This window comes from Bradyrhizobium genosp. A (genome assembly GCF_049949275.1).
Classification (GTDB): Bacteria; Pseudomonadota; Alphaproteobacteria; order Rhizobiales; family Xanthobacteraceae; genus Bradyrhizobium.
This window is the reverse complement of sequence record NZ_CP188196.1, coordinates 4,046,466-4,068,478: the sequence shown is the minus strand read 5'-3', so window position 1 is coordinate 4,068,478 and position 22,013 is coordinate 4,046,466. Positions and strand designations below refer to the sequence as shown.

The following is a 22,013-nucleotide window of genomic DNA, read 5'->3' as shown; positions in this document are numbered from 1 at the left end:
GCTTTCATGTCGGCACCGCTGCAGATCGGTCTCTTGGTGTTTCCGCACGTCACCCAGCTCGATTTCACCGGGCCGTTGCAGGTGTTCTCATCTGTCCCCGGCGCGACCGTGCACCTGATCTGGAAGACGCTGGACCCGGTGCCCAGCGATTCCGTGTTGATGCTGGCGCCGACCGTGACGTTTGCCGACTGTCCGCAACTGGATGTGATCTGCGTTCCTGGCGGCTTCGGCACCGACGCTCTCCTCAATGATGACGAAACTCTCGACTTCGTCCGCAAGCAGTCGTCGAACGCCAAATTCGTCACGTCGGTCTGCACCGGATCGCTGGTGCTGGGCGCGGCCGGGCTCTTGAAGGGCTACAATGCCGTCACCCATTGGAGTGCGATGGAGATGCTGGCGCTGTTCGGTGCGACTCCGACAAAAACGCGCGTGTGCATCGATCGAAACCGCGTGACCGGCGGCGGTGTCACCGCGGGAATCGATTTCGCGCTGACGCTGGTATCGCTGCTGGTCGATCGCACCACCGCAGAAGCGGTGCAGCTTCGCCTCGAATACAATCCCGCGCCACCATTCAATGCCGGCTCGCCGGATACCGCTCCGGCCGAGGTGCTCGCGCTCATGAAGGAAAGGGTCGCGCCATGGCAGGCACGCCGCCTCGATGCGGCCAGACGCGCAGCCGAGCGCTTGGCATAACCCCCTACTCTCGTGTCCCGGACGCGCTGCAGCGTGCAACGCTGCTGCGCAGAGCCGGGACCCAGGAAGCCTCACAGATCGCTGCAACATTGGGCCCCGGCTCAGCAGCGCACCGCCAAGAGGCGCTGCGCTGCGTCCGGGGCACGAGACCCCGACAACAGAAAAAGGCCGCTCGGTTTCCCAAGCGGCCTTTCCTGTCTCACGGCGGCGCACATTCTCATCGGGCGATTTCGGAGCTTCCAGACCGGGGGCCTATCTCCCGATCGAGTCCTGGTCGGCGGCCGCTGCATTTCGGGACAGTCGCGAACTGTTGCCCGAACCGAACGCGATGGTCTCCCATCCCCGTAAGATGAGTTCATTGAGCCGCATCGCTCGTGCAGGCGCAACGCCCGCGCAGGCGGCATCCCCGCTGTTCCCGTTGTCCACAGCGCTGCGCGGCGGATGCGGGTGCATCCAATCCAACGATGGGAGAAGCGCGGTTAGCCGGGCGTCCAGGGCTGGTAGTCGCCGGTCGCCTTCGGCCGCTTGCCGCTGGCCAGGGTCGAGCCGGAGGGCCGGTAGGCCTTGGCGGTACCAGTCGGATTCGGCTGGTGCGGCTTCTCCCATTCGCGCGGCTGGTAGTTCTCCTCGGTCGGCGGCACGTCGACGACGTGATGCATCCAGCCATGCCAGCCCGTCGGGATGCGGCTGGCTTCGGCGTAACCGTTATAGATCACCCAGCGCCGCTCGAAGCCCAGCGTCGGGTCGATCTTGCCACCGGCCGTGCGGTAGTAGCGGTTGCCCTGCTCGTCCTGGCCGACCAGCTCCCCGAACCGGCGGGTCCAGAGTTGCGTGCCAAAGGTCTGGCCGTTCCACCAGGTGAAGAGCTTCAAGAAGAATTGTTTCATGCGGCAAGGACCCTGCTTCGTGGGGGCCTGATGCCATCCGGACGGCCAAATGTCCAGTTCGCCCAGCGCCGCCGTGTCCAGCCAAACGCGGTGACACGGGGCAGCCGCCGCTGCCGCAAATCGGTCGCGATCCATTCATGCCGGGTACAGCGACGGCATGGACATCTATTCCTCATGCGCAAACCGGCGTGATCCCCGGAACTGTAGCCCTTTCAAGGGATTTGCTTCCGGGAAAGGAGTTTGAACATGAACAGTCTGAGAGTTTTGAGCGCAGCTGCAGCGCTGGCACTGGTTCTTCCGATGGCGACCCCGAGCTTCGCCCAGGGCCATGGCGGCCGCGGCGGCGGAGGTGGCGGCGGCCATTTCGGCGGCGGTGGCGGAGCTCACTTCGGCGGCGGTGGCGGCGCGCATTTCGGTGCGGGCGGGTTTGGTGGCGGCGCCCGGATCGGCGGCGGCGGCAATTTCGCGGCCAGCACGGCTGTGCACCCGAGCGCCGGACCCGCCTTTAGCGGCGGTGGCCGCAATTTCGCGGCAGCCGGAGGCCAATGGAATGGCGGCGGCGGCAATTGGCACGGCGGTGGCTGGCATCGCCGCGGCGGCTTCTGGCCGGGCTTCGCGGCCGGTGCGGCGATCGGCGGCCTTGGCTCCTACGCATATTACGGCGGCGGTTACTACAACGATCCCTCCTACTACGACGACAGCTACTATGACGACGGCGTGTCCGTCGCCGTGGTGCCTGACAGTGGCGGCGATTCGTCGGCCTATTGTGCTCAGCGCTACCAGTCCTACGACCCGGCGTCCGGCACCTATCTCGGCTATGACGGCCTTCGCCATCCCTGCCCGTAACGCAGCCTGAAGAGCGTCATTGATGGGCGGCGCCGACGATCGGCGCCGCCCATTTGTTTTGGCCCCCTCTCGGCGAGTTCCCCGTTTCCGACACGGATTGAGCGACCATAACAGTGCGGTCGTGAAGCCAGAAGCTGGCGAACAAAACGGCGCGCGCCCATCGTCGATACGCCCTGCGATCTTCCGCGCCCAGGTCTTGCACGTCTTGTTGCGAACGCGTCATCGCAGAACCTCCGCAGATCACGGTTCTGCAATAGTTCGACCTGCACGCACGCGTCATCATCCCGTCGGGTGACTACGCGCCCCATTTGTTGAAGCAACAGCTCTCGCGGATCGCGCGGATTTGTCTCAACTGGTCAATGAAATCCGACGGAATTCACCCGCTACGCGGAACCTGCAGGAGGGCGCTATGCATTCCGTCGTGCATATCTACGTCGGCCCAATCCCAAATTGACCCGGCGCACGATTCGCCTATATCACCAATCGCTGTGGGGACTTCGATCTATTGGGAAAGGACATGCCGCGTATTCTCGTGGTCGATGACGATCCGATGGTCGGCGCGACCATCGAAGTCCTCCTCCTGCGCCAGGGCTTCGATGTCACGCTGACTGACGGCGGCGAAACCGGGCTTGCTGCGCTGGAAGCGCAGACGTTTGATGTGATGCTGGTTGATATCTTCATGCCGCATATGCGCGGCTTCGAATCCATCCGCATCTTTCACGAGCGTGCGCCGGCGATCCCGTTGATCGCCATGTCGGGCTACGCCTTCGCCTCATCCGCATCGCCCTCCCCGGACTTTCTGCGCATGGCGCTGGAGCTCGGCGCATCGCGCTGCCTGCGCAAGCCATTCACGCCCGAGACGCTGTTGACGACCATCCGGGAATGCCTCGGCGAGAACGCGCCGCCGAAGGACCAGAAAGAGGCCCCTTGATCCCCTCGCAGCGCGTCATTTTCGGTGCTGGACTTGCCATCCTCCTGCTCATCACCGCCGCCTCAATCGGTCTCGACCTCAAGTCGCGGTCGGATGCGGCCTGGGTCAACCACACTGTCGAGGTGCTGAAGAAGATCTCGGATGTGCGCCTGCAAGTCCGCCGCGCCGAGAGCGCTGCGCGCGGCTACGAGATCTTCCGCAGCAACGGCTTTAGCGAGGAATTCCAGGCATCCCGGAGCCGGATCGCACGGGCATTGGCCAACCTCAAGCTCGCCATTCGCGACAATTCGGACCAGATGGCGCTGCTGGAGGCCACGGAGCCTCTCATCCTCCGCCGCCTCGAGGTCGCAGCCGAAGCGCTCCGGCTGCGCGCAAGCGGCGATGACGACGGCACCAAGACGCTGCGGGACCGCGCCGAGGGTCGCGGCTTGATGGAAACTCTCACGGGAAATCTGGAGCGGCTCACCGGCGGCGAAGAAAAGCTGCTGGCCAGCCGCGAAGCCGACTCGCGCCGGACCGGGATCGTGCTGCTCGGCATCGACGTGATCGGCGCGCTGGTGATCCTCCTGCTCTTCCTGATGTTGATGCGCGAAAGCCGGCGCACCCAGGTCGCGCTCAAGAGCACGCTGCACGAGACCCAGGCCGCCAATGAGGCGCTCGAGGCCGCCGTTGCCGAGCGCACCGAGCACCTCCTCACCGCCCATGATGAGCTGCGCCTGTCGGTCAACGTGCTCCAGAGCACGTTCCGCGGCATGGCGGAGGCCGTGCTGGTGATCGACGCCGAAGGCACCGTGCTGCTGTCCAATCCGGCGGCGGAGCGCATCCTGCTGCATCGAACCGGCATGAACGTGCGCAATCTGCGCGCCCTGTCCGACGTGTTCCACGGCGACGGCGTCACGCCGCTCGAGACAGACGGGCTGCCGTCGGTGCGCGTGCTGCGCGGCGACGCGTTCGAAAATCTGGAGATGATCGTCCGCCCGCACAGCGGCAACAATACGCGCCATCTGATGATCAGCGGCCGGCCGATGCTCGACGGGCAAGGCAACATCTCCGGCGCCGTGCTGGTCTATCACGACGCGACCTCGTCGCGCGAAACCGAGCGGCAGTTGCAGCAGTCGCAGAAGCTCGATGCCATCGGCAAGCTGACCGGCGGCGTCGCACACGACTTCAACAACATGCTGACGGTGATCTCCGGCAATACCGAGACGCTGGTGGCGAGCCTGAAGGGTCAGCCGGAGCTGCAGCGCACCGCGCGCCTGATCGACGATGCCGCCGAACGCTGCGCCGAGCTGATCCAGCATCTGCTGGCGTTCGCGCGCAAGCAACCGCTGCAGCCGCGCGACGTCGAGATCAACGCCGCCATCGCCGACATCGCAAAGCTCCTGCGCCCCACCCTGGGCGAGCAGATCCAGATCGAGACCGTGCTCGAGCAGGGTCCGATGACCTCGCACATCGATCCGTCACGGCTCACCAATGCCGTGCTCAACATGGCGATCAACGCTCGCGATGCCATGCCGAACGGCGGCAAGCTCCTGCTCGAGACCCACCGCGTCGTGCTGGACGAAGCCTATGCGCAGGCCAATGCGGAGGTGCGGGCCGGCCCTTACGTGATGCTCGCGGTCAGCGACACCGGCACCGGCATGCCGCTCAGCGTGCAGGACAAGGCCTTCGAGCCGTTCTTCACCACCAAGGAGGTCGGCAAAGGCTCAGGTCTCGGCCTCTCCATGGTCTACGGCTTCGTCAAGCAATCCGGCGGCCACATCAAGATCTACAGCGAGGAAGGCCACGGCACCACGATCAAGCTCTATCTGCCCCCGGGCGAAGGCACGACGGACGTGGCAGCTGCCGTGGCGCCGCAGGCGGAAGGCGGCGCCGAGACCATTTTCGTGGTCGAGGACGACACGCTGGTGCGTAATTTCGTGACCGCGCAGCTCCAGAGCCTCGGCTACAAGACAGTCGCCGCCGCGGACAGCCGTGCCGCGCTGCAGCTGATCGCGGCCGGCCAGGCCTTCGATCTGCTCTTCACCGACGTCGTCATCCCCGGCGGCATGAGCGGCCGTGAGCTCGCCGACGAGGTCGCGAAGCTCCGGCCGGGCCTCAAGGTGCTCTACACCTCCGGCTACACCGACAACGCCGTCGTCCACCACGGCAAGCTCGACGACGGCGTGATTCTGCTGACAAAACCCTACCGCCGCAACCAGCTCGCGGAGATGATCCGGAAGGCGTTGAACGGCGGTGGGATGACGGCGAGCTAGGCCTGTACCCATAAACCCGCGCCTGATGCGACGCAGGCTACGTCCGCTTTAAACGCGGCCGTACCTCGCGGACCAATGAGGCACGGCCCGTGCTTGCGGCGAGCGCTTCAAGTTGCCGCATCGTACGCGTCAACCGTGCGGGTCGCGTAGACCATGGCTGCCCCGGCGTTGACGCTGATGCCGACGCTCAAGGCTTCTGCGATCTCTTCCTTGGTGGCACCGAGCTTCTTTGCCGCCGCGGAGTGGGCGGCGATACAACCGTCGCAGCGCAGCGTAATTGCAACCGCGACCGCGATCAATTCACGGGTCTTGGAATCAGGTGTCCCGTCTTGGCGCCGGCGCCGCTCAAAGCGGCATAGCCCTTGACGGTGTCCGGTGAAAGCTTGCCTATCTCGCCGATGCGGTCAAGAATCTGGTTTAGGTAGTCGTTCCAATTGAGCATAGCCATTTTCGGTCTCCACGTTTTGGCCATCGAGATTCAAGCAGCGATATTTCTCGCGACAGCGAAGGCTAACGGAAGCGCCTTAGGCCGAGATGTGAGCCCGCTGTGCCAGTCCATCGCCGAAGGAGAAGTTCTCACCGGGCATCTCGTAGACAAGGACGACGAGATCGTCCGGCCGCAGACCGACCTTCTCCACGACGTGTCGATTCAGCGCGGTGAGCAAGGCCAGGCGCTTCTCCTTCGGACGGCCCGAGATAAAGGTGAGCTCGAGGAGGACCAAGCGATCACTATACGTGCAGCCGACGAAAGCCGGCGTGTGGACAAACTGTCCCTTTGGAAGAATGTGCGTGATGCGGAAGTAATCTTCTGGCGGGATCGATAGCACCTCCTCTAGGGCGGCCTGTACGGCCGTCCCTATCGCGGCAAGTTCGCTATCCTTGAACACACCTTCGTGTACATGAAACTTGGCTACGGGCATCTCACAAATCTCCTTCGGTTCCGCTGTGGAAATCGACGCATAGAAGGTGCAGTGATCTTAGGGTAGGTGGTCGCCATGTCGTGCTCCTTCATGAAATGAGCCTTGGAGATCAACCAACTATGGGGTCAGGATCACTTTGCCCTTGAATCTTGCAGCTTCTGACAACGCTTCTGCGAAGCGATCGAGACTGTAGCTTGCGGCGATCGGCGCTGTGATGGTTCCGGAGGCAACCATTCCGGCAAGAAATTCGTACATTGACACCAGCTTTTCCGGCGTAGCGGTCTTGTACCAGTTGAAAAGCCAGAAGCCCCGTATCGACATATTCCGGAAAATTACGTTCAGCGCCGAGCCGATCATCGGCTTGCCGCTCATTGCGCTGTAGGCAACCAGGACACCATTAGGGGCAAGCGCATTCATCAGATTCAAGGCGGAGGAATCCGAAACCATGTCGAGCGCAAGAAGAATTCGCGCTTTTCCTGTCGCAGCGGCGACTCCCTTGGACAAATCAGGCCCGTCAACAAGCACGACATCGCCACCGAGCATCCTGATCTCGTCCACCAGTTCCGCACGCCGCACAACGTTGACGGTCCGGATGTCGAGCGACTTCGCGATCGGGATCAGGGCCCGCCCCGTGGCGGAATTGGCTCCGTTCTGGATCACCCAATCGCCGGGCTTGAGCTGCACAAACTCCGTCAACAGCAAATAAGCGGTTGCAGGATTGATACCGAGCATCGAAAGCTGATTGACGTCTCCCTTCGGCAGAGGTCGAAGCCACTCAGCCGATACTTTGATGCGTTCGACCCACGCCGGCTGAAGCAGGGGGATAAGCGTGCGATCCCCTTCCTTGAGGTGCTTGACGTCCGCCCCTACCGCAATGACCCGTCCCGCGCCTTCCACGCCGAGAATACTAGGGAGCGGCGGCAAGTATCCATAGCGCCCTGCAATGATGAGCAGATCGGTCACGTTGATCGGAGACGCTTCCAGCGCTATGACCACCTCATTTCCGCTTGGCGGCCCAACATCGGCAACGTCCGCAAGTTTGACAACGTCGGCCGGTTTGCCGAAGGACTGGAGCTGAAGCGCTTTCATAGGTTCCTCCCTTTTCGATCCGCTTGCCACTCCACCGAGGCATGGTCCTACCCGTGCCATCCGTCCAGGAAATCGCTTAGTTCCTGATTCACCCGTTCCGGCTGCTCCTCCTGAGGAAGATGTCCACAGCGGGGAATTGCGACGCCGCGGACGTTCTTGGCCATCGTCTTCCAGACGCCGAGCACGTCAAACGCCTGGCCGACAAGTTCGAAATCCGCGCCCCAAAGCGCCAGCACAGGGCATTCAATCAAGTCGTCGGCATCCTCGTTGTCCTGCTGGAGATCGAGCGGGCCAGCTCGATAGTCGTTGAACGCCCCACGCAGAGCTCCGGGCTGGGAATATGCGCGGACATACTCGGCAACCGCCGCGTCTTCGACGGCGCCAGGGTCGTAACACCACGTGCTGTAGAAATGACGGAGGAAGATTTCCTCGCGTCCTTGGATCAATGCTTCGGGCAGATGCGGGACCTGCTGGAAGTAGAAGAACCAATAGAGCCTGGCGAGCCTCGCGTTTGTCGCATTGAAGACGACGCGGGTCGGGATGTTGTCCAGCACCGCCAGCCGATCGACCATGCCCCGATGATCCTTGGCGAAGCGCGTCGCGACCCGGGCGCCGCGATCATGCCCGACGAGAGCGATCCGCTGACAACCGAGAATAGCAACGAGCTGCCGGATATCTTCCGCCATAGTCCGCTTGTCGTAGCCGATGTCGGGCTTGTCGGTGTCGCCGTAGCCGCGCAGATCGGGCATGATGACGCGGTAGTCGCGGGCCAGATGGGGCCATTGCTTGCGCCACGCGTACCAGGTCTCGGGGTAGCCATGGAGCAGGACGACCGGCGGGCCCTCTCCAGCTTCCGCGAAATGCATTCGGATCCCGTTAACGGCAACGGTGTGGCGCTTTGGAGTTGGTGTCATATCGATACCAGCAACCTTACGCATGCGTAGCCGGCCTTGCCGCGGATGCTTCGGCGGCGGTCCAGTCGCCGGTCCATTCGCCGTCACGCAGCATCTCGTCGCCGCTATGAGCGGTGAATTCGACGAGTACCGTTTTCCTGGGAACCCCCAGCACCTCACTACAGATGTCGATGATACCCCGCCCGAGTTCGAGACGTTGATCTGGCGAGCGGCCCCGCCGAGTCTCGACGAGCACCATCGTGACCGGCTCCAGCCCGTCCGTGCCAAGATGGAAGAGGTTGTCCTCGCCAAGCTCCGCGATCCCCACATTGGGACGCCACAACTGGGTCTGCATCACGTCAGCGTAGAGACGACAGAGGCGGGCCGCGAGTTCGCGCTTGATTTGCGACGGATAGGTTTTCGCGAGGTCGAGATGCAGATACGGCATGGTCGAATTCTCCTCTGGCCGCGGCGATCCAATTCCCGGGCGCCTAAACGTGGGGACTCGACGACCTTCTAGTATTGCAGGTTGGGATAGGCAGCGCTGTCTCCACGCCCCTCGCGCGTCAAATCCAGAACGCCGAAGATTGGCCAGATGGGATCGAGCGGACTGGTGTCTCCGCGTTTGAATATCCCTTCGCTCGCCCAGTGGTGACGTATGCCGTCGTGGTCGCGAGAAAACACGTGCAGGACCGCAAGCTGGACACCGTCCGATGTTTCCGCGTGGTAGTCGCGATTGAAGCTATTGTTGCGCGAGGACAACAGCCGAATGTTGCGCCAACCGCGTTCTTTTGCGTAGGTGCCGAGCCGGTCGGGGCTTGTCTTCGCGATCACGACAAGGTTTGTGCGCTCAGCGAGGTGAAAGGCGGCGCCCTCGAGGCCGTCGACGACCGAAGTACATGACGGGCACGGCTGCTCGACAAGCGGCAGCTCCGCCGTCTTACCTTCTGCGGCGCCCGCTCGCTGGTCCTTCGGCCAGCGCGGGAACATCATGTTGTAGATGACCAGCGAGTTCTTGCCCGGCGCGAATAACTCCGAGAACTTCACCTTGCTGCCATAGGCTGCGGACTCGAAAACGTAATCTTCCTTGATGAGGCCGCCCGCCGGGAGTGCGCGTCGCTTGGCGATGACCTTTTCGTTCAGAAGCCGAAGCTCTGCCTCCGCCTCCAGAAGCTCGTCGCGCGCGCGCCGGTATTCACTCGACTCGCCAGGAAATTCGATATTCGGGTCGAGCAGGATTTCCCGCCACTCCGTCATGTCGCGTGGTTTGCCCTTGAGAGCCATCGCTTACTCCTACGCGTTGGAAGTTTCGAGCTTGCGTACGGCGGATTCCTGCGCAAGCAGCTTCCTGCCGCCAGTCCAGCGAATTGTGGCCTCCGCGACCCGCGCGCCGAATTTGGCCGCCGTGCGCAGGTCAGTTGCGGGAGGAGCGACATCGGCAGGCTCGTCGAAGTTGCTCTGCGCCATGGCACCGATAAAGCCGCCAAGACGGTTCAGATCCTCGATGCTTCCCTTGGAGTTGTTGTTGCCCGGCAACATGCCGGGGTTGATCCAGGTCATGCTATGCTGACCGGCGAATATCACGAACTGCAGCAGCGTGTTGAGTTTGTCGCCGCTTTGGCTCGATGAATTGGTGAAGCCCGCAGCGATCTTGTCTTTCCAACCTTGGGCGTACCAAATCTTGCTGGAAGCATCCATGAACCGTTTGAACTCGGCCGAAGCGCTGCCCATGTAGGTCGGCGCTCCGAAGATGATCGCTTCGGCCTTCTCCAAATCATCCCAGTGGTCGTCCACCTTCTCAACTGAAATTAGCTGGGCGCGAGCTCCATCGACACCTTGCACGCCTTCAGCAACGGCTTTCGCCTGCTTGAGTGTGTGCCCGTTGCCAGAATGATAGACGATTGCGACAGTAGTCATGACAAGGTCCTCCTTGGAAACCAACAGTCGCTGCCAACGCACCCTGGATACGTCGTGCTTGTGATGGGGCGAATGTCTCGATTAAAACCCTTGTCGGCGGTCCTACGGATCACCGATCAGTGCCGTCAAACATGGGCAGGAGAACCAGCGCGTAGAATTGCCAAAGCCGGAATATCGATATAACAAATGCTTATGGCTACGCGAGAAGACGCAGCGCGGGTGCGGCTTCGGCGATCGCTGAAGCTGCGTGACCTTTACACGCTCACCGTTGTCGCCGAGCTCGGTAGTATGGCGAAAGCTGCCACGTTCCTGGGCGTCACACAGCCCGCGGTATCGCAGGCCATCGCCGACCTTGAGCGGTTTGCCGGCGTTCGTTTGCTTGACCGCGGTCCGCGCGGGGCGGTGCTGACCCTCGCCGGCGAAGCCTTGGTTGCCCGCGGGCGCCAGGCGCTCGATACACTCGATCTCGGCATGCGCGATATTGCGTTCCTGACAGATGGCGGTCGGGGCGTCGTACGTGTCGGCGCCGATATGGCTTTCATCGGCGGAGGCTTGATGGCTGACATCATCACACATCTCCGAACCCGCCATCCCGGAATTGCTGTGCATGTCTTCGAGACCAGCATGCGCGTTTCATCGCCTGAGTACCATTCACTCATGGAGCGCGGCGTGGATGTTCTGCTAGGGCGACGGCCGCATGAGAACATCGACGGCGAACTGTTCGTCGAACATCTGCTCGAGGAGAAGCTCAAGATAGTGGCAAGTTCGACCCATCATGTTGCGAGCTGGAGCGAGGTCAACTGGAGTGATTTGACGGGGGAAACGTGGATTCTTGCCGCTACTGACAGCATTGCCCGTCTCATTCTGGAAGATCAATTCAGGCAACGAGGACTGCCCGTGCCGGATGCAGCAGTCGCGACCTACTCGATGCAACTACGCCTGCAGCTTGTGGCGACGGGCAAATACCTAACCGTCATATCAGAACACGCCTATCACCATGCCGCCGACCGGTGGCACTTGCACGCACTGCCGCTTGAGTGCTCGCAGACGCTTCCGATCGTCATCCAACGGCTGAAACACAGATCGACCACGCCCGTGGTCGAGAGGTTCTTAAAGTCAGCGCGCGCAGTGATCCTCGCAATACGAAAGCAGTAGGAACGTTCGTCGATCAAATGACAATATGTACCGACGGGTGGCGAAGCTTTTTCTTCGCCGGCCGCACCGTCCTCGCTCAAGATCATCATGTCGGCTCAATGAATAATTCGATAGATGCTGCAACCGGTGACGCTGAATAGCTCTTATCGCGTCGCCAGCACCACGGCCGCGAGCGTGAAGATCAGCGAGGCGATCTGGCCCGGCCCCAGCGACTCTCCCAGCGCTATCGCTGATGCGACGACGCCGATGACCGGCACGGCCATCGTCCCAATCGCGGCGACGGAGGCCGGCAGGCGCGAAAGCGCTGCGAACCAGCTGACATAGGCGATGCAGAACTGCACCACGGTCGAATAGACCAGCAGCGCCCAGCCGATCGGCGTCACCTTGTCCAGATGCGAGGTTTCGATCAGGAGGCCTGTGATCGAGATCGGTAGGCAGCCGATCCCGATCTGCCAGGCCGCGGCCGTGATCGGCGGCAGGTGGATCGGGTACTTCTTCGAGAACACCGTGCCGACGGCAAAGCCGATCGCGCCGCATAGCGCCATGATGATGCCAGGCGCTTTCTCGGCGCTCGCGGCCATGCCGTTGCCGCCCATGATCGAGGCGAGGCCGGCAAAGGCCATCGCCAGCCCGAGCGTGCGCAAGACCGTCGGCTGCTCGCCGAGCACGGGCCAGGCGATCAGCGAAGCCCAGACCGGCATGGTATAGGCGATCAGCGCCGCCTCGCTCGCCGGCAGCCACAGCAGCGCCAGCCCCATCAACACCATCCAGCCGGTGACGTTGAGGATTGCGGCGGTGGCCAGCCGCGGCCAGATCGCGGGCGCGACCTTCAGGCTGTCGCCGCGAGCCAGCGCCAGCGCGGCCAGCAGCACGGCGCCGAGCACGCCGGTGACCCCGCGCAGGGTGAGCGGCGGCAGCTCGCCGAGCAGGAATTTCGTCACCGGCCAATTGAATCCCCAGCCGATCGAGGTGATCGCAAGGAACATCAGGCCGGCCGGGGCGATGCGCGGTCGCAGCACCGGTCTGGTCGAATCAAGCATGGGGGCGGTCCGGCAAAATCGAGCTCAGCTTGGCGCGGATTCGCACCCCGGACCACCACCCCGGTGGGCATGCCTGCCCTCTCCTTCCGTACCCCTACGTGAGTCCTGCTGACGCAATCCCCGTGCCCAAAAATATACCTGCCCTGTGAACAGCGGGATGAAGGGTCCGGATCAACACGGGATGCAAATTTTTTCGGTTGGGAATCCCTGAGGACTCACCGATACTTGGCTCAACAACAGGTGAGGGCTTGCCCCCTGTTATCCCCCGCAATCCACCATATTTAGTATTTGATTCAGGAACTCGCACTAGTTCTTGACGGGCGCAACGGAGAGTCCTAGCTTTCGGTCCGTTCGGCGCGAGTGTGTTTGCGTCCCGCCGGCACTCCCCCAAAGGGTCCGCATAACTGCACTCCGCCAAGCCAGACGAAGGCAGCGGGATGAGGGCTTGTCTGCCCTTGGCAAGTGGATTTTTCGGGCGCCAGAACGGGCCGGCAACAGGCTCGGAAGGCATTAGTAGACGTTGTGACGGTGGGGCGTTTGAACGCATGTCGGGCTCATCGCTTTGGGGCGGATGGGCCTGGACATGCCGGCGGATGATCGGTGCGCGCATCGATGAATCGCGCCGGGAGAAACTGGGCCGGATCCACCGGCTGAACTGCGGTGCCTTTGGGCCGGTGAGGCCTGGGTGGAAACGCGAAACGAAATGTCGACCCGGACGCCTGAACGGAGGCGCTTCGGTCAAAGAATAGGACGGGGCAAGACCATGCGGATTGAGCGGCGGCACACCACTTCGGGACAGTCACCTTACGCGGGAATCGAATTCCGCCTGACCACGTCGGAGATCAGGAATCCCGACGGCTCGGTCGTGTTTAAAATGGACGGCGTCGAGGTCCCGACCGTTTGGTCGCAGGTTGCCTCCGACGTGCTGGCGCAAAAGTATTTCCGCAAGGCCGGCGTCGCCGCGCGCCTGAAGAAGGTCGAGGAAGAGTCCGTCCCCTCCTTCCTGTGGCGCTCCGTGCCCGACACCGAGGCCCTCGCCGCACTGCCCGAGAAAGAGCGCTATGTCAGCGAGCTCTCGGCCAAGCAGGTGTTCGACCGCCTGGCCGGCTGCTGGACCTATTGGGGCTGGAAGGGCAAATACTTCTCCTCCGACGAGGACGCCCAGACCTTCTACGACGAGCTCCGCTACATGCTGGCCATGCAGATGGTCGCGCCGAACTCGCCGCAATGGTTCAACACCGGTCTGCACTGGGCCTATGGCATCGACGGCCCCGGCCAGGGCCACTATTACGTCGACCCCTTCACCGGCAAGCTGGCCAAGTCCAAATCAGCCTACGAGCATCCGCAGCCGCACGCCTGCTTCATCCAGGGCGTCGGTGACGACCTCGTCAACGAAGGCGGCATCATGGACCTCTGGGTCCGCGAAGCCCGCCTGTTCAAATACGGCTCCGGCACCGGCTCCAACTTCTCGCGCCTGCGCGGCGAAGGCGAAAAGCTGTCCGGCGGCGGCCGCTCGTCCGGCCTGATGAGCTTCCTCAAGATCGGCGACCGCGCCGCCGGCGCGATCAAGTCGGGCGGCACCACGCGCCGCGCCGCCAAGATGGTCGTCGTCGACGTCGATCACCCCGATATCGAGACCTATATCGACTGGAAGGTGAAGGAAGAGCAGAAGGTCGCCGCCCTCGTCACCGGCTCGAAGATCAACCAGAAGCACCTCAAGGCCGTGCTGAAGGCCTGCGTGAACTGCGAAGGCTCGGGCGACGATTGCTTCGATCCCGAGAAGAACCCGGCGCTCCGCCGCGAGATCAAGCTCGCGCGCCGCAGCCTCGTGCCCGACAATTACATCAAGCGCGTCATCCAGTTTGCCAAGCAAGGCTACAAGGACATCCAGTTCGACGTCTACGACACCGACTGGGATTCGGAAGCCTATCTCACGGTCTCCGGCCAGAACTCCAACAACTCGGTCTCGCTCCGTGACGACTTCCTCCGCGCGGTGGAAACCGACGGCGACTGGAATCTCACCGCCCGCACCTCCAAGAAGGTGACGAAGACGCTGAAGGCGCGCGACCTCTGGGAAAAAATTGGCTACGCCGCCTGGGCGTCGGCCGACCCGGGCCTGCACTTCAACACCACCATGAACGACTGGCACACCTGCAAGGCGTCCGGCGACATCCGCGCCTCCAATCCGTGCTCGGAATACATGTTCCTGGACGACACGGCGTGCAACCTCGCGTCCGCCAATTTGCTCACGTTCTACAACACCGCGACAAAAAAGTTCGACGTCGCCGGCTACGAGCACCTCTGCCAGCTCTGGACCATCGTGCTCGAAATCTCCGTGATGATGGCGCAGTTCCCGTCGCGCGCGATCGCCGAGCTCTCCTACGAGTTTCGCACGCTCGGCCTCGGCTACGCCAATATCGGCGGCCTCCTGATGACCATGGGTCTGTCTTACGACAGCAAGGAAGGCCGTGCGCTCTGCGGCGCGCTGACCGCGGTGATGACCGGCATCACCTACAAGACCTCGGCGGAGATGGCGGCCGAGCTCGGCACCTTCCCCGGCTACAAGAAGAACGCCGCGCACATGCTGCGCGTCATCCGCAACCACCGCCGCGCCGCGCATGGCGAGGCCTCCGGCTACGAGGCGCTCTCCGTCAACCCGGTGCCGCTCGACCACGCCTCCTGCCCGCAAAAAGACATCGTCACGCATGCGCAGGCCGCCTGGGACGCAGCGCTCGAGCTGGGCGAGAAGCACGGCTATCGTAACGCCCAGACCACGGTCATCGCGCCCACCGGCACGATCGGCCTGGTCATGGATTGCGACACCACCGGCATCGAGCCTGACTTCGCGCTGGTGAAGTTCAAGAAGCTCGCCGGCGGCGGCTACTTCAAGATCATCAACCGCGCGGTCCCCGCGGCGCTGCGCGCGCTCGGCTATCGCGAGAGCGAGATCGCGGAGATCGAGGCCTACGCCGTCGGCCACGGCTCGCTCTCCAACGCGCCAGGCATCAACGCCTCGACGCTGAAGGCCAAGGGCTTTACCGATGAAGCCATCGCCAAGGTCGAAAAAGCCCTGCCGACCGCCTTCGACATCAAGTTCGCCTTCAACAAGTGGACCTTTGGCGAAGATTTCATCCGCGACCAGCTCGGCATCGGCGCGGAAGCCGTTGCGGCTCCCGGCTTCGACCTGCTCCAGGCCGTGGGATTTACAAAACGCGAGATCGAGGCGGCCAACGTCCACATCTGCGGCGCGATGACGGTGGAAGGTGCTCCGCACCTGAGGCCTGAGCACTATTCGGTGTTCGACTGCGCCAACCCCTGCGGCAAGATCGGCAAGCGCTATCTGTCGGTCGAGAGCCACATCCGCATGATGGCGGCCGCCCAGCCCTTCATCTCGGGCGCGATCTCCAAGACCATCAACATGCCGAACGACGCCACGGTAGAGGACTGCAAGTCCGCCTACATGCTGTCGTGGAAGCTGGCGCTGAAGGCCAACGCGCTCTACCGCGACGGCTCCAAGCTCAGCCAGCCGCTCAACTCGCAGCTCATCAGCGATGACGAGGACGAGGACGATGCGATCGAGGCGCTCTACGAGAAGCCGCTTGCCGCGCGTGCCACCCAGGTCTCGGAGAAGATCGTCGAGAAGCTGGTCGAGCGCATCATCGTGATGCGCGAGCGCGAGAAGATGCCGGATCGCCGCAAGGGCTACACCCAGAAGGCGGTCGTCGGCGGCCACAAGGTCTATCTCCGTACCGGCGAATATGACGACGGCCGTCTCGGCGAGATCTTCATCGACATGCACAAGGAAGGCGCGGCGCTCCGCTCCTTCATCAACAACTTCGCCATCGCGGTGTCGCTGGGCCTCCAGTACGGCGTGCCGCTCGATGAATATGTCGACGCCTTCACCTTCACCCGCTTCGAGCCGGCGGGCCCCGTGCAGGGCAACGACAGCATCAAGTACGCGACCTCGATCCTCGACTACGTCTTCCGCGAGCTCGCGGTGAGCTACATGTCGCGCTTCGATCTCGCCCATGTCGATCCGACCGAGTCGAATTTCGACGCGCTCGGCAAAGGCGTGGAAGAAGGCAAGGAGCCGGACGCCCACCACGCGACCAAGCTGGTCTCGCGCGGCCTCACCCGCTCCCGCACCGACAATCTGGTGGTGATGCGCGGCGGCTCGGCCGCGGTCGTCTCCGGCAGCGACAGCGCGCCCGCGGGCGGCAGCAAAGTCACCTCGCTCGCCTCTCACGGCGCCACCGCCCGCGGCGCCGGCGATGTCCTGGAAGGCGCAGTCGCGCTGAAGCAGGAAGCCCAACACGACCTCTCGCCCACCGAGAAGCTGGAAGCCCTCCAGTGGAGCAAGGCCGGCAGCGCCGCGCAGACCGCGGTGCCCAGCAAGGCCGAGCGCCGCGCGGAAGCGAAAGCAAAAGGCTACGAAGGCGAGATGTGCGGCGAGTGCGGCAACTTCACGCTGGTGCGGAATGGCACCTGCATGAAGTGCGATACGTGCGGAAGCACGACGGGGTGTTCGTGAGCGATCAATAGTCGAAACAACAAAAGGCCGCTCGAAAGAGCGGCCTTTTCCACATTCGCGCATTCCAAGGTTGCCGCCCCTAGGGTATTGTCTCAGCTTGGGGAAGCGATCCATGTCTCAACCCGATTTGGGAAAAAGATTACAGAACGAGCGCCAGCGGCAATTACGGTGACAGTGCACTAAATTGATCTGCTATCGCCGCCCTGCTGGATTTTTCGGCATCGGCTCGCGTTTGGTGGGCGACATAGTTAAGTGCACCGTCACCGTGATACGTAGCTCGACGAGCGCGCGCGGTCGTGTCTCGCCGAAGCTCGGCGAGTGAAGGCGGACACACTGCCCCTGTTCAACCGATCCTGCGTTCTACGTGGTGCTGAGTCCTCAGTCCTCGAGCACCTGAATTTGAGTCTCGGACTTCAGTACCCGGACTTTGTGCTCGAGCCGGTGGCTGGCCTCGTGCTTGCGCCGGTGGTTTGACCTGGAGCGTAATTGGACGCGCCGGCGTGGGTCTTCTTCGAGGCTTTCGCGTGGTGCATCGCGTGATGCATCTTATGTCCGGGAGCGTAGCTGGAAGCGCCCGGCTCGCCTTGCTTGGAACCCGTTTGCTGCATCTCCTGACCGGGCGCCTTGCTCGATACGCCCTGAGCCAGCACGGCCGGTGCCGTGGCCATGGCAACAGCAGCAGAGAGCGCGATGATCGTCATTTTCATGATGTCCTCCTCCCGACAAGCCCCCCAATGCAACGAAATGACCCCGATGCCCGTTCCTCCGAACGAATGTTTATGAGCGTGGGATTCCCAGCCGGGAGCACCGCAGGGAGGAGGACGGTTGGCCTGTGGAATAAGGCGTAGAGCAACCCGTCCGCCGCAGGCGCCAAGGTGGACCTGTCTCGCCGAAGCTCGGCAAGCGAATGCGATAACACTGACAGTGCACGAAATTTGATCGAACTGATCGAACCCACCGGCCCCGACCCTACTCTCGCGCCCGGCGAACCGCTTCCTCCAGTTTGATCCTCTGCTTGTCCCAGCGCGTGTCCTCCACCCCGGCCCGTTCATCCAGCGCAGCCCGCTCCGCTTCGATCTCGTCCACCCGCGCCTGGTGGTCCCGCCTCGCTCTGTCCAGCGCCGCCTGGGCGGCCGCGACCGCCTTGTCCCGGCGCGCGCGCTCCCTGGCGCGGGCGGCCTCTTCCTTGCGCCGCGCGCTTTCGCGTCGCTGCTCCTCCTTCGCAAATGAAGCGGCGGCCCTGCGCGCGTCCTGATCGTCGATTTTGGACTTCGTTGCGGTCTTGTTTGCGATCTTGGCCGGACGCTTCTTCGGCTTGGACTTTGGCTTAGATCTTGGCTTAGATCTTGGCTTGGACCTCGCTCTTGGCTTGTCCTCGCCCTCGGCGAGATCGGTCGGCAGTTCGGCGTGCTCGGTGAACGGGCCGTCCGATCCGACTGGGCGCCTGAGCACGACACCGGGGGCTGCCATGGTCGCGGCGACGATATCGGCGTCGTCGGTCTCCTTCGCGATACCCTGATGGAACAGGTTGGACTTGGCGCCCCAGGCGTCCAGCGCCGCCTTCATCGAGGGTGCGGCGACCGCCTGGTCGTAGAAGCCGAGCGAGGTCTGATAGGTCTTCAGTTTTCTTGACAGCTTTCTTGGCATGTCGCCTCACGGCTTGGTATTGCGGTCTGCAGGGGCCGCGGATACAGGCGCAGCCTCAAAGCGCTGCACATCAACTCGTCGGGTCCTGGGTTTCGCAACGGCTCGGCCCATCCTACCCACTCACTCAAGCCCCATGCCAAGGAAAAGCAAGCGCCTACTCCCTCGCCTTCGCAGCGTTCGGCGCCGCGCTCGGTGGGCCCGAAAAACGCTCGCCCGCGCGCCGCGGATGCTCCGGATCGCGGCCAGCGTCACGATCTTGCTTGCGGCCGCAGCACTTCTCAACATCGCCTACCACGTGATCCGCAAACCAACCGAGCTGTTCGTCCTCGTCGGCAATTCCCTCGACAAGGACCCGGCCGAGAACTGGCGGCAATACGGACCCCTCTTCCGCACCTATTCCACCGCGACGATCACGCCCGAATTGCTGGCCGCACTTGCGCAGGTCGAGAGTTCAGGCAATCCGGTGGCGCGCACCTACTGGCGCTGGCGATGGAGTTTTCATCCGCTCGCGATCTACAAGCCCGCCTCCTCTGCGGTTGGCCTCTACCAGATGACCGATCCAGCCTTCAGCGAGGCCGCACGGTTCTGTATCCGCGGCAACGCGGTGACTGATACGGGCTGCGGGTTCACTGGTCTTTACACCCGCGCGATCCCGAGCCACGCCATCGAGCTGGCATCGGTGTATCTGGATCGACAAGTGGTGCTGGTTCTCAGCCTCGCGGGCGATGTGAAGGCAAGCGCGCGCGAGAGGCAGGATCTCGCCGCCTTCATCCATCTCTGCGGCGCAGGTCCCGCCACGGCCTTTGCGCGCCGCAAGTTTCAGATGATGCCAGGCGAGCGCTGCGGCGATCACCTCGTCGCAAGCTATGTCGCCAGGGTCAACGCGATGAAGCGGCAGTTTCAGCGCCTTGCGGCGGATCGCCCCTGAGCAGAACTCGTGCTCGCGATGCCCAGCGAAAAATAATTCATCTGAACATGTCGTCTTGCCAGTCGCCCGTTCGACTGGGTGTCGGCAAATCCAGCTGAACAACAGGAGTTCTGCAATGCGAGGCGAGAAGATTTACGAGTGCGATCTCGTGATGACCGGCGTCACGGACTACGGCGTGAGCATGGATGATATCCTCACCGGCAAGAAGGCAGTTCCACTGCACGGAGCGCGCTTCGACCTTCATGTGGATGGACCATGCAAGGGCCGCCTTTCGGGGCGCATGCATGGCACCGACTATTTGAGAATGCGCGCTGATGGCCACATCGACCTTGATCTGCACGTGATCATTGAGACCCATGATGGCCATCGCATTGCGCTGGCGGGCGGTGGTCAAGCCGCGCCGCGAAACGGAGAACCGATGATCGATATCTTCGCCAACGTCCGGCTCACCACAGCTTCCAATGAGTATGCGTGGGTCAACGAGCGGCAGATTTGGAGCGTCAGCGCCGGAGACCTGGCGACCGGGAAGATTCACGTCGAAGCCTACAGGCAATGACGGCGATATCGCCCCAATAGCACCAGGTCTCGCAAGCGGCGTCTCCAGGGAAGCACCCTTAATGACGGTGACGCCGTCACCGCTCTTCCTGCTTCTCCTCGCTCCCCACCAGCGCATCCCGCAGTTTCTGCACTTGCTTGTTCAGCGCGACCATCTCGGCGACCTTCAGGCCGGAATGCGCGAGCAGCGCGTCGGTGAGGCAGGCGACGTGGCCGCGCAACTTGCGGCCCTTCTCGGTGAGATGAACCTGCACCTGGCGCTCGTCCTCGGGATTGCGCTCGCGCGCAACGAAGTGCGCGGCTTCAAGACGCTTCACCAGCGGCGTGATGGTCGAGGACTCCAGCGCGAGGCGCTCGGCAATGGCCGAGATGGTCTGGCCATCCTCCTCCCACAACGTCGAGAGCACGAGATACTGCGGATAGGTCAGCCCCATTTCGTCCAGCATCGGCTTGTAGAGGCGATTGATCGCAATTGTCGTCGAATAGACCGAGAAGCACAGATGCGCATCGAGCGGCAGCGGGTCGCGGGTGTGGGGGGGCATGGGGAAAATCTCCTTCCTGGTCCGTAATTTACTACGATAAACAATATCGTGATAATCTTTTTCTCGACAAGAGGCAGGCCTCGGATTAGAAATTACTTATCACGATAATCAATATCGTGAAAACAAACAGAGGAACTCCGATGACCCACAAGCTTCTCGCCGCCGCAGCCGCCTCCCTGGCGCTGGCCGGCGCCCCCGCGCAGGCCGCCACCCCCGCCCCCGTCAAGTCGATCGTGCTGGTGCACGGCGGCTTCGTCGACGGCTCCGGCTGGATGGACGTCTACAAGATCCTCAGCAAGGACGGTTACAAGGTGACGATCGTCCAGAACCCCACCAACTCGCTCACCGACGATGTCGCCGTGACCAAGCGCGCAATCGCCGCCGCCGATGGCAAGGTGATCCTGGTCGGCCACTCCTATGGTGGCGTCGTGGTGTCGGAAGCCGGTACCGACCCGAAGGTCGCGGGCCTCGTCTATGTCGCGGCGTTCGCTCCGGACAAGGGTGAGTCCGTCAACTCGCTGATCGCCAACCCGCCTCCGGGCGCAGCCGTTCCGCCGATTCTGCCGCCGAAGGATGGCTATCTCTTCCTCGACAACACCAAGTTCGCGGCCGCCTTCGCCGCCGACGTGAAGCCTGAGGTCGCGCAGTTCATGGCGGCATCGCAAGTGCCGTGGGGCGTCGCCGCGCTGCAAGGTGCGGTCACCGAGCCGGCCTGGAAGGTCAAGCCCAGCTGGTACCTCGTCGCCAAGGACGACCACATGATCCCGCCGCCCGCCCAGCGCCAGATGGCCGCGCGCGCCGGCGCCAAGGTTGAGGAAGTCGCCGGCAGCCACGCCGTCTATGTCTCGAAGCCGGGCGCCGTCGCCGCTGTCATCGAGAAGGCCGCGCGCGGCGCCGCCGAGTAACCCCTCGCGTCGGATCGGCTGCTAACCCTGCAGATGCGCGAAGGCGCATCTGCAGGGCGTAACCACGGCTACCTCGCCACGCCGACCACCGCCGCCGCCATCTTCTTGTTGCCCTCAACGCTCAAATGACGCCCGTCGGGACCGACGCTGCCCGGTTGCCGCCAAACTGACATGTAGGTTCCCCAGACGTCGACGACCCGGATGCCCCGTGCCTTCAACTGGCTCTTGATGGCTGCGATGTTCTCCATGGCTTCGTGCGTCGGTCCGTAGGATGGGTAG

General features: G+C 63.0%; 21 protein-coding genes and 1 pseudogene. 9 read left to right on the top strand and 13 right to left on the bottom strand.

All coding sequences use genetic code 11. The features are described 5' to 3' along the window. Window positions 1–6 precede the first annotated feature (6 nt). Window positions 7–693: a DJ-1/PfpI family protein gene (locus ACP2YP_RS18840; protein WP_426425911.1), complete on the top strand. Its 687-nt coding sequence runs from the start codon at window positions 7–9 to the stop codon at window positions 691–693. Between the two features lie 479 nt (window positions 694–1,172). On the opposite strand, the gene ACP2YP_RS18835 is transcribed toward ACP2YP_RS18840, so the two are convergent. After that, window positions 1,173–1,580, bottom strand: coding sequence for an NADH:ubiquinone oxidoreductase subunit NDUFA12 (locus ACP2YP_RS18835; protein ID WP_426425910.1), 408 nt, complete (start codon window positions 1,578–1,580; stop codon window positions 1,173–1,175). A gap of 246 nt (window positions 1,581–1,826) precedes the next feature. Between ACP2YP_RS18835 and ACP2YP_RS18830 the strand changes: the two genes are divergently transcribed. From ACP2YP_RS18830 to ACP2YP_RS18820, 3 genes are all read left to right on the top strand, one after another. After that, a complete protein-coding gene (locus tag ACP2YP_RS18830) occupies window positions 1,827–2,426 on the top strand; it encodes a BA14K family protein (RefSeq protein WP_426425909.1) in 600 nt (199 codons plus the stop codon). 517 nt (window positions 2,427–2,943) lie between these two features. Further along, on the top strand, window positions 2,944–3,357 hold the full coding sequence (locus ACP2YP_RS18825) for a response regulator (protein WP_200468062.1): 414 nt from the start codon (window positions 2,944–2,946) through the stop codon (window positions 3,355–3,357). Further along, complete coding sequence (locus ACP2YP_RS18820; protein WP_426425908.1) at window positions 3,354–5,612, top strand: CHASE3 domain-containing protein; 2,259 nt, start codon at window positions 3,354–3,356, stop codon at window positions 5,610–5,612. Before ACP2YP_RS18825 ends, ACP2YP_RS18820 begins: the two co-directional genes overlap by 4 nt. A 107-nt stretch (window positions 5,613–5,719) precedes the next feature. On the opposite strand, the pseudogene ACP2YP_RS18815 reads toward ACP2YP_RS18820, so the two are convergent. The 7 genes and pseudogenes from ACP2YP_RS18815 to ACP2YP_RS18785 form a co-directional block, all read right to left on the bottom strand. After that, a pseudogene (locus ACP2YP_RS18815) lies at window positions 5,720–6,054 on the bottom strand (carboxymuconolactone decarboxylase family protein). An 82-nt stretch (window positions 6,055–6,136) separates the two neighbouring features. Further along, complete coding sequence (locus ACP2YP_RS18810; RefSeq protein WP_426425907.1) at window positions 6,137–6,532, bottom strand: tautomerase family protein; 396 nt, start codon at window positions 6,530–6,532, stop codon at window positions 6,137–6,139. Between the two features lie 117 nt (window positions 6,533–6,649). Further along, window positions 6,650–7,621, bottom strand: coding sequence for a zinc-dependent alcohol dehydrogenase family protein (locus ACP2YP_RS18805; protein ID WP_426425906.1), 972 nt, complete (start codon window positions 7,619–7,621; stop codon window positions 6,650–6,652). A 47-nt stretch (window positions 7,622–7,668) separates the two neighbouring features. Beyond that, the gene (locus tag ACP2YP_RS18800; RefSeq protein WP_426425905.1) at window positions 7,669–8,487 is read right to left on the bottom strand and encodes an alpha/beta fold hydrolase; all 819 of its coding nucleotides are present in this window, start codon (window positions 8,485–8,487) and stop codon (window positions 7,669–7,671) included. Window positions 8,488–8,551: 64 nt separating this feature from the next. Further along, window positions 8,552–8,962 carry a tautomerase family protein gene (locus ACP2YP_RS18795; protein WP_426425904.1) on the bottom strand — a complete coding sequence of 137 codons (411 nt, stop codon included), beginning with the start codon at window positions 8,960–8,962 and terminating at the stop codon, window positions 8,552–8,554. A 68-nt stretch (window positions 8,963–9,030) separates the two neighbouring features. Then, window positions 9,031–9,798 (bottom strand): DUF899 family protein, encoded by a 768-nt coding sequence (locus ACP2YP_RS18790; protein ID WP_426425903.1) that lies wholly within the window; start codon window positions 9,796–9,798, stop codon window positions 9,031–9,033. A gap of 9 nt (window positions 9,799–9,807) precedes the next feature. Beyond that, window positions 9,808–10,431 carry a flavodoxin family protein gene (locus tag ACP2YP_RS18785; RefSeq protein WP_426425902.1) on the bottom strand — a complete coding sequence of 208 codons (624 nt, stop codon included), beginning with the start codon at window positions 10,429–10,431 and terminating at the stop codon, window positions 9,808–9,810. 288 nt (window positions 10,432–10,719) lie between these two features. Here ACP2YP_RS18785 and ACP2YP_RS18780 point away from each other — a divergent pair, with 288 nt between their 5' ends. Continuing rightward, a complete protein-coding gene (locus tag ACP2YP_RS18780; RefSeq protein WP_426425901.1) occupies window positions 10,720–11,586 on the top strand; it encodes a LysR family transcriptional regulator in 867 nt (288 codons plus the stop codon). A 143-nt stretch (window positions 11,587–11,729) separates the two neighbouring features. Here ACP2YP_RS18780 and ACP2YP_RS18775 read toward each other — a convergent pair whose 3' ends face one another. Then, complete coding sequence (locus ACP2YP_RS18775; protein ID WP_426425899.1) at window positions 11,730–12,626, bottom strand: DMT family transporter; 897 nt, start codon at window positions 12,624–12,626, stop codon at window positions 11,730–11,732. 763 nt (window positions 12,627–13,389) lie between these two features. Between ACP2YP_RS18775 and ACP2YP_RS18770 the strand changes: the two genes are divergently transcribed. Beyond that, window positions 13,390–17,157: a vitamin B12-dependent ribonucleotide reductase gene (locus ACP2YP_RS18770; RefSeq protein ID WP_426425898.1), complete on the top strand. Its 3,768-nt coding sequence runs from the start codon at window positions 13,390–13,392 to the stop codon at window positions 17,155–17,157. Between the two features lie 413 nt (window positions 17,158–17,570). On the opposite strand, the gene ACP2YP_RS18765 is transcribed toward ACP2YP_RS18770, so the two are convergent. Beyond that, window positions 17,571–17,864, bottom strand: a complete 294-nt coding sequence (locus ACP2YP_RS18765; RefSeq protein ID WP_426425896.1) for a hypothetical protein — start codon at window positions 17,862–17,864, stop codon at window positions 17,571–17,573. A 262-nt stretch (window positions 17,865–18,126) separates the two neighbouring features. Beyond that, window positions 18,127–18,804 carry a cell envelope biogenesis protein TolA gene (locus tag ACP2YP_RS18760; RefSeq protein ID WP_426425895.1) on the bottom strand — a complete coding sequence of 226 codons (678 nt, stop codon included), beginning with the start codon at window positions 18,802–18,804 and terminating at the stop codon, window positions 18,127–18,129. A 133-nt stretch (window positions 18,805–18,937) separates the two neighbouring features. Between ACP2YP_RS18760 and ACP2YP_RS18755 the strand changes: the two genes are divergently transcribed. Both ACP2YP_RS18755 and ACP2YP_RS18750 read left to right on the top strand, forming a co-directional pair. Continuing rightward, entirely contained in the window at window positions 18,938–19,732 is a 795-nt protein-coding gene (locus ACP2YP_RS18755) for a transglycosylase SLT domain-containing protein (RefSeq protein ID WP_426425894.1), read from the top strand. A 115-nt stretch (window positions 19,733–19,847) separates the two neighbouring features. Further along, window positions 19,848–20,288: a DUF3237 family protein gene (locus ACP2YP_RS18750; protein ID WP_426425892.1), complete on the top strand. Its 441-nt coding sequence runs from the start codon at window positions 19,848–19,850 to the stop codon at window positions 20,286–20,288. A 76-nt stretch (window positions 20,289–20,364) separates the two neighbouring features. Here the strand turns inward: ACP2YP_RS18750 and ACP2YP_RS18745 are convergent, their stop codons facing one another. After that, window positions 20,365–20,829 carry a MarR family winged helix-turn-helix transcriptional regulator gene (locus ACP2YP_RS18745; protein ID WP_426425891.1) on the bottom strand — a complete coding sequence of 155 codons (465 nt, stop codon included), beginning with the start codon at window positions 20,827–20,829 and terminating at the stop codon, window positions 20,365–20,367. 140 nt (window positions 20,830–20,969) lie between these two features. Between ACP2YP_RS18745 and ACP2YP_RS18740 the strand changes: the two genes are divergently transcribed. Then, window positions 20,970–21,734, top strand: a complete 765-nt coding sequence (locus ACP2YP_RS18740) for an alpha/beta fold hydrolase (RefSeq protein WP_426425890.1) — start codon at window positions 20,970–20,972, stop codon at window positions 21,732–21,734. Window positions 21,735–21,802: 68 nt separating this feature from the next. Here the strand turns inward: ACP2YP_RS18740 and ACP2YP_RS18735 are convergent, their stop codons facing one another. Continuing rightward, window positions 21,803–21,982, bottom strand: a complete 180-nt coding sequence (locus tag ACP2YP_RS18735) for an SGNH/GDSL hydrolase family protein (RefSeq protein WP_426425889.1) — start codon at window positions 21,980–21,982, stop codon at window positions 21,803–21,805. Window positions 21,983–22,013: the final 31 nt, after the last annotated feature.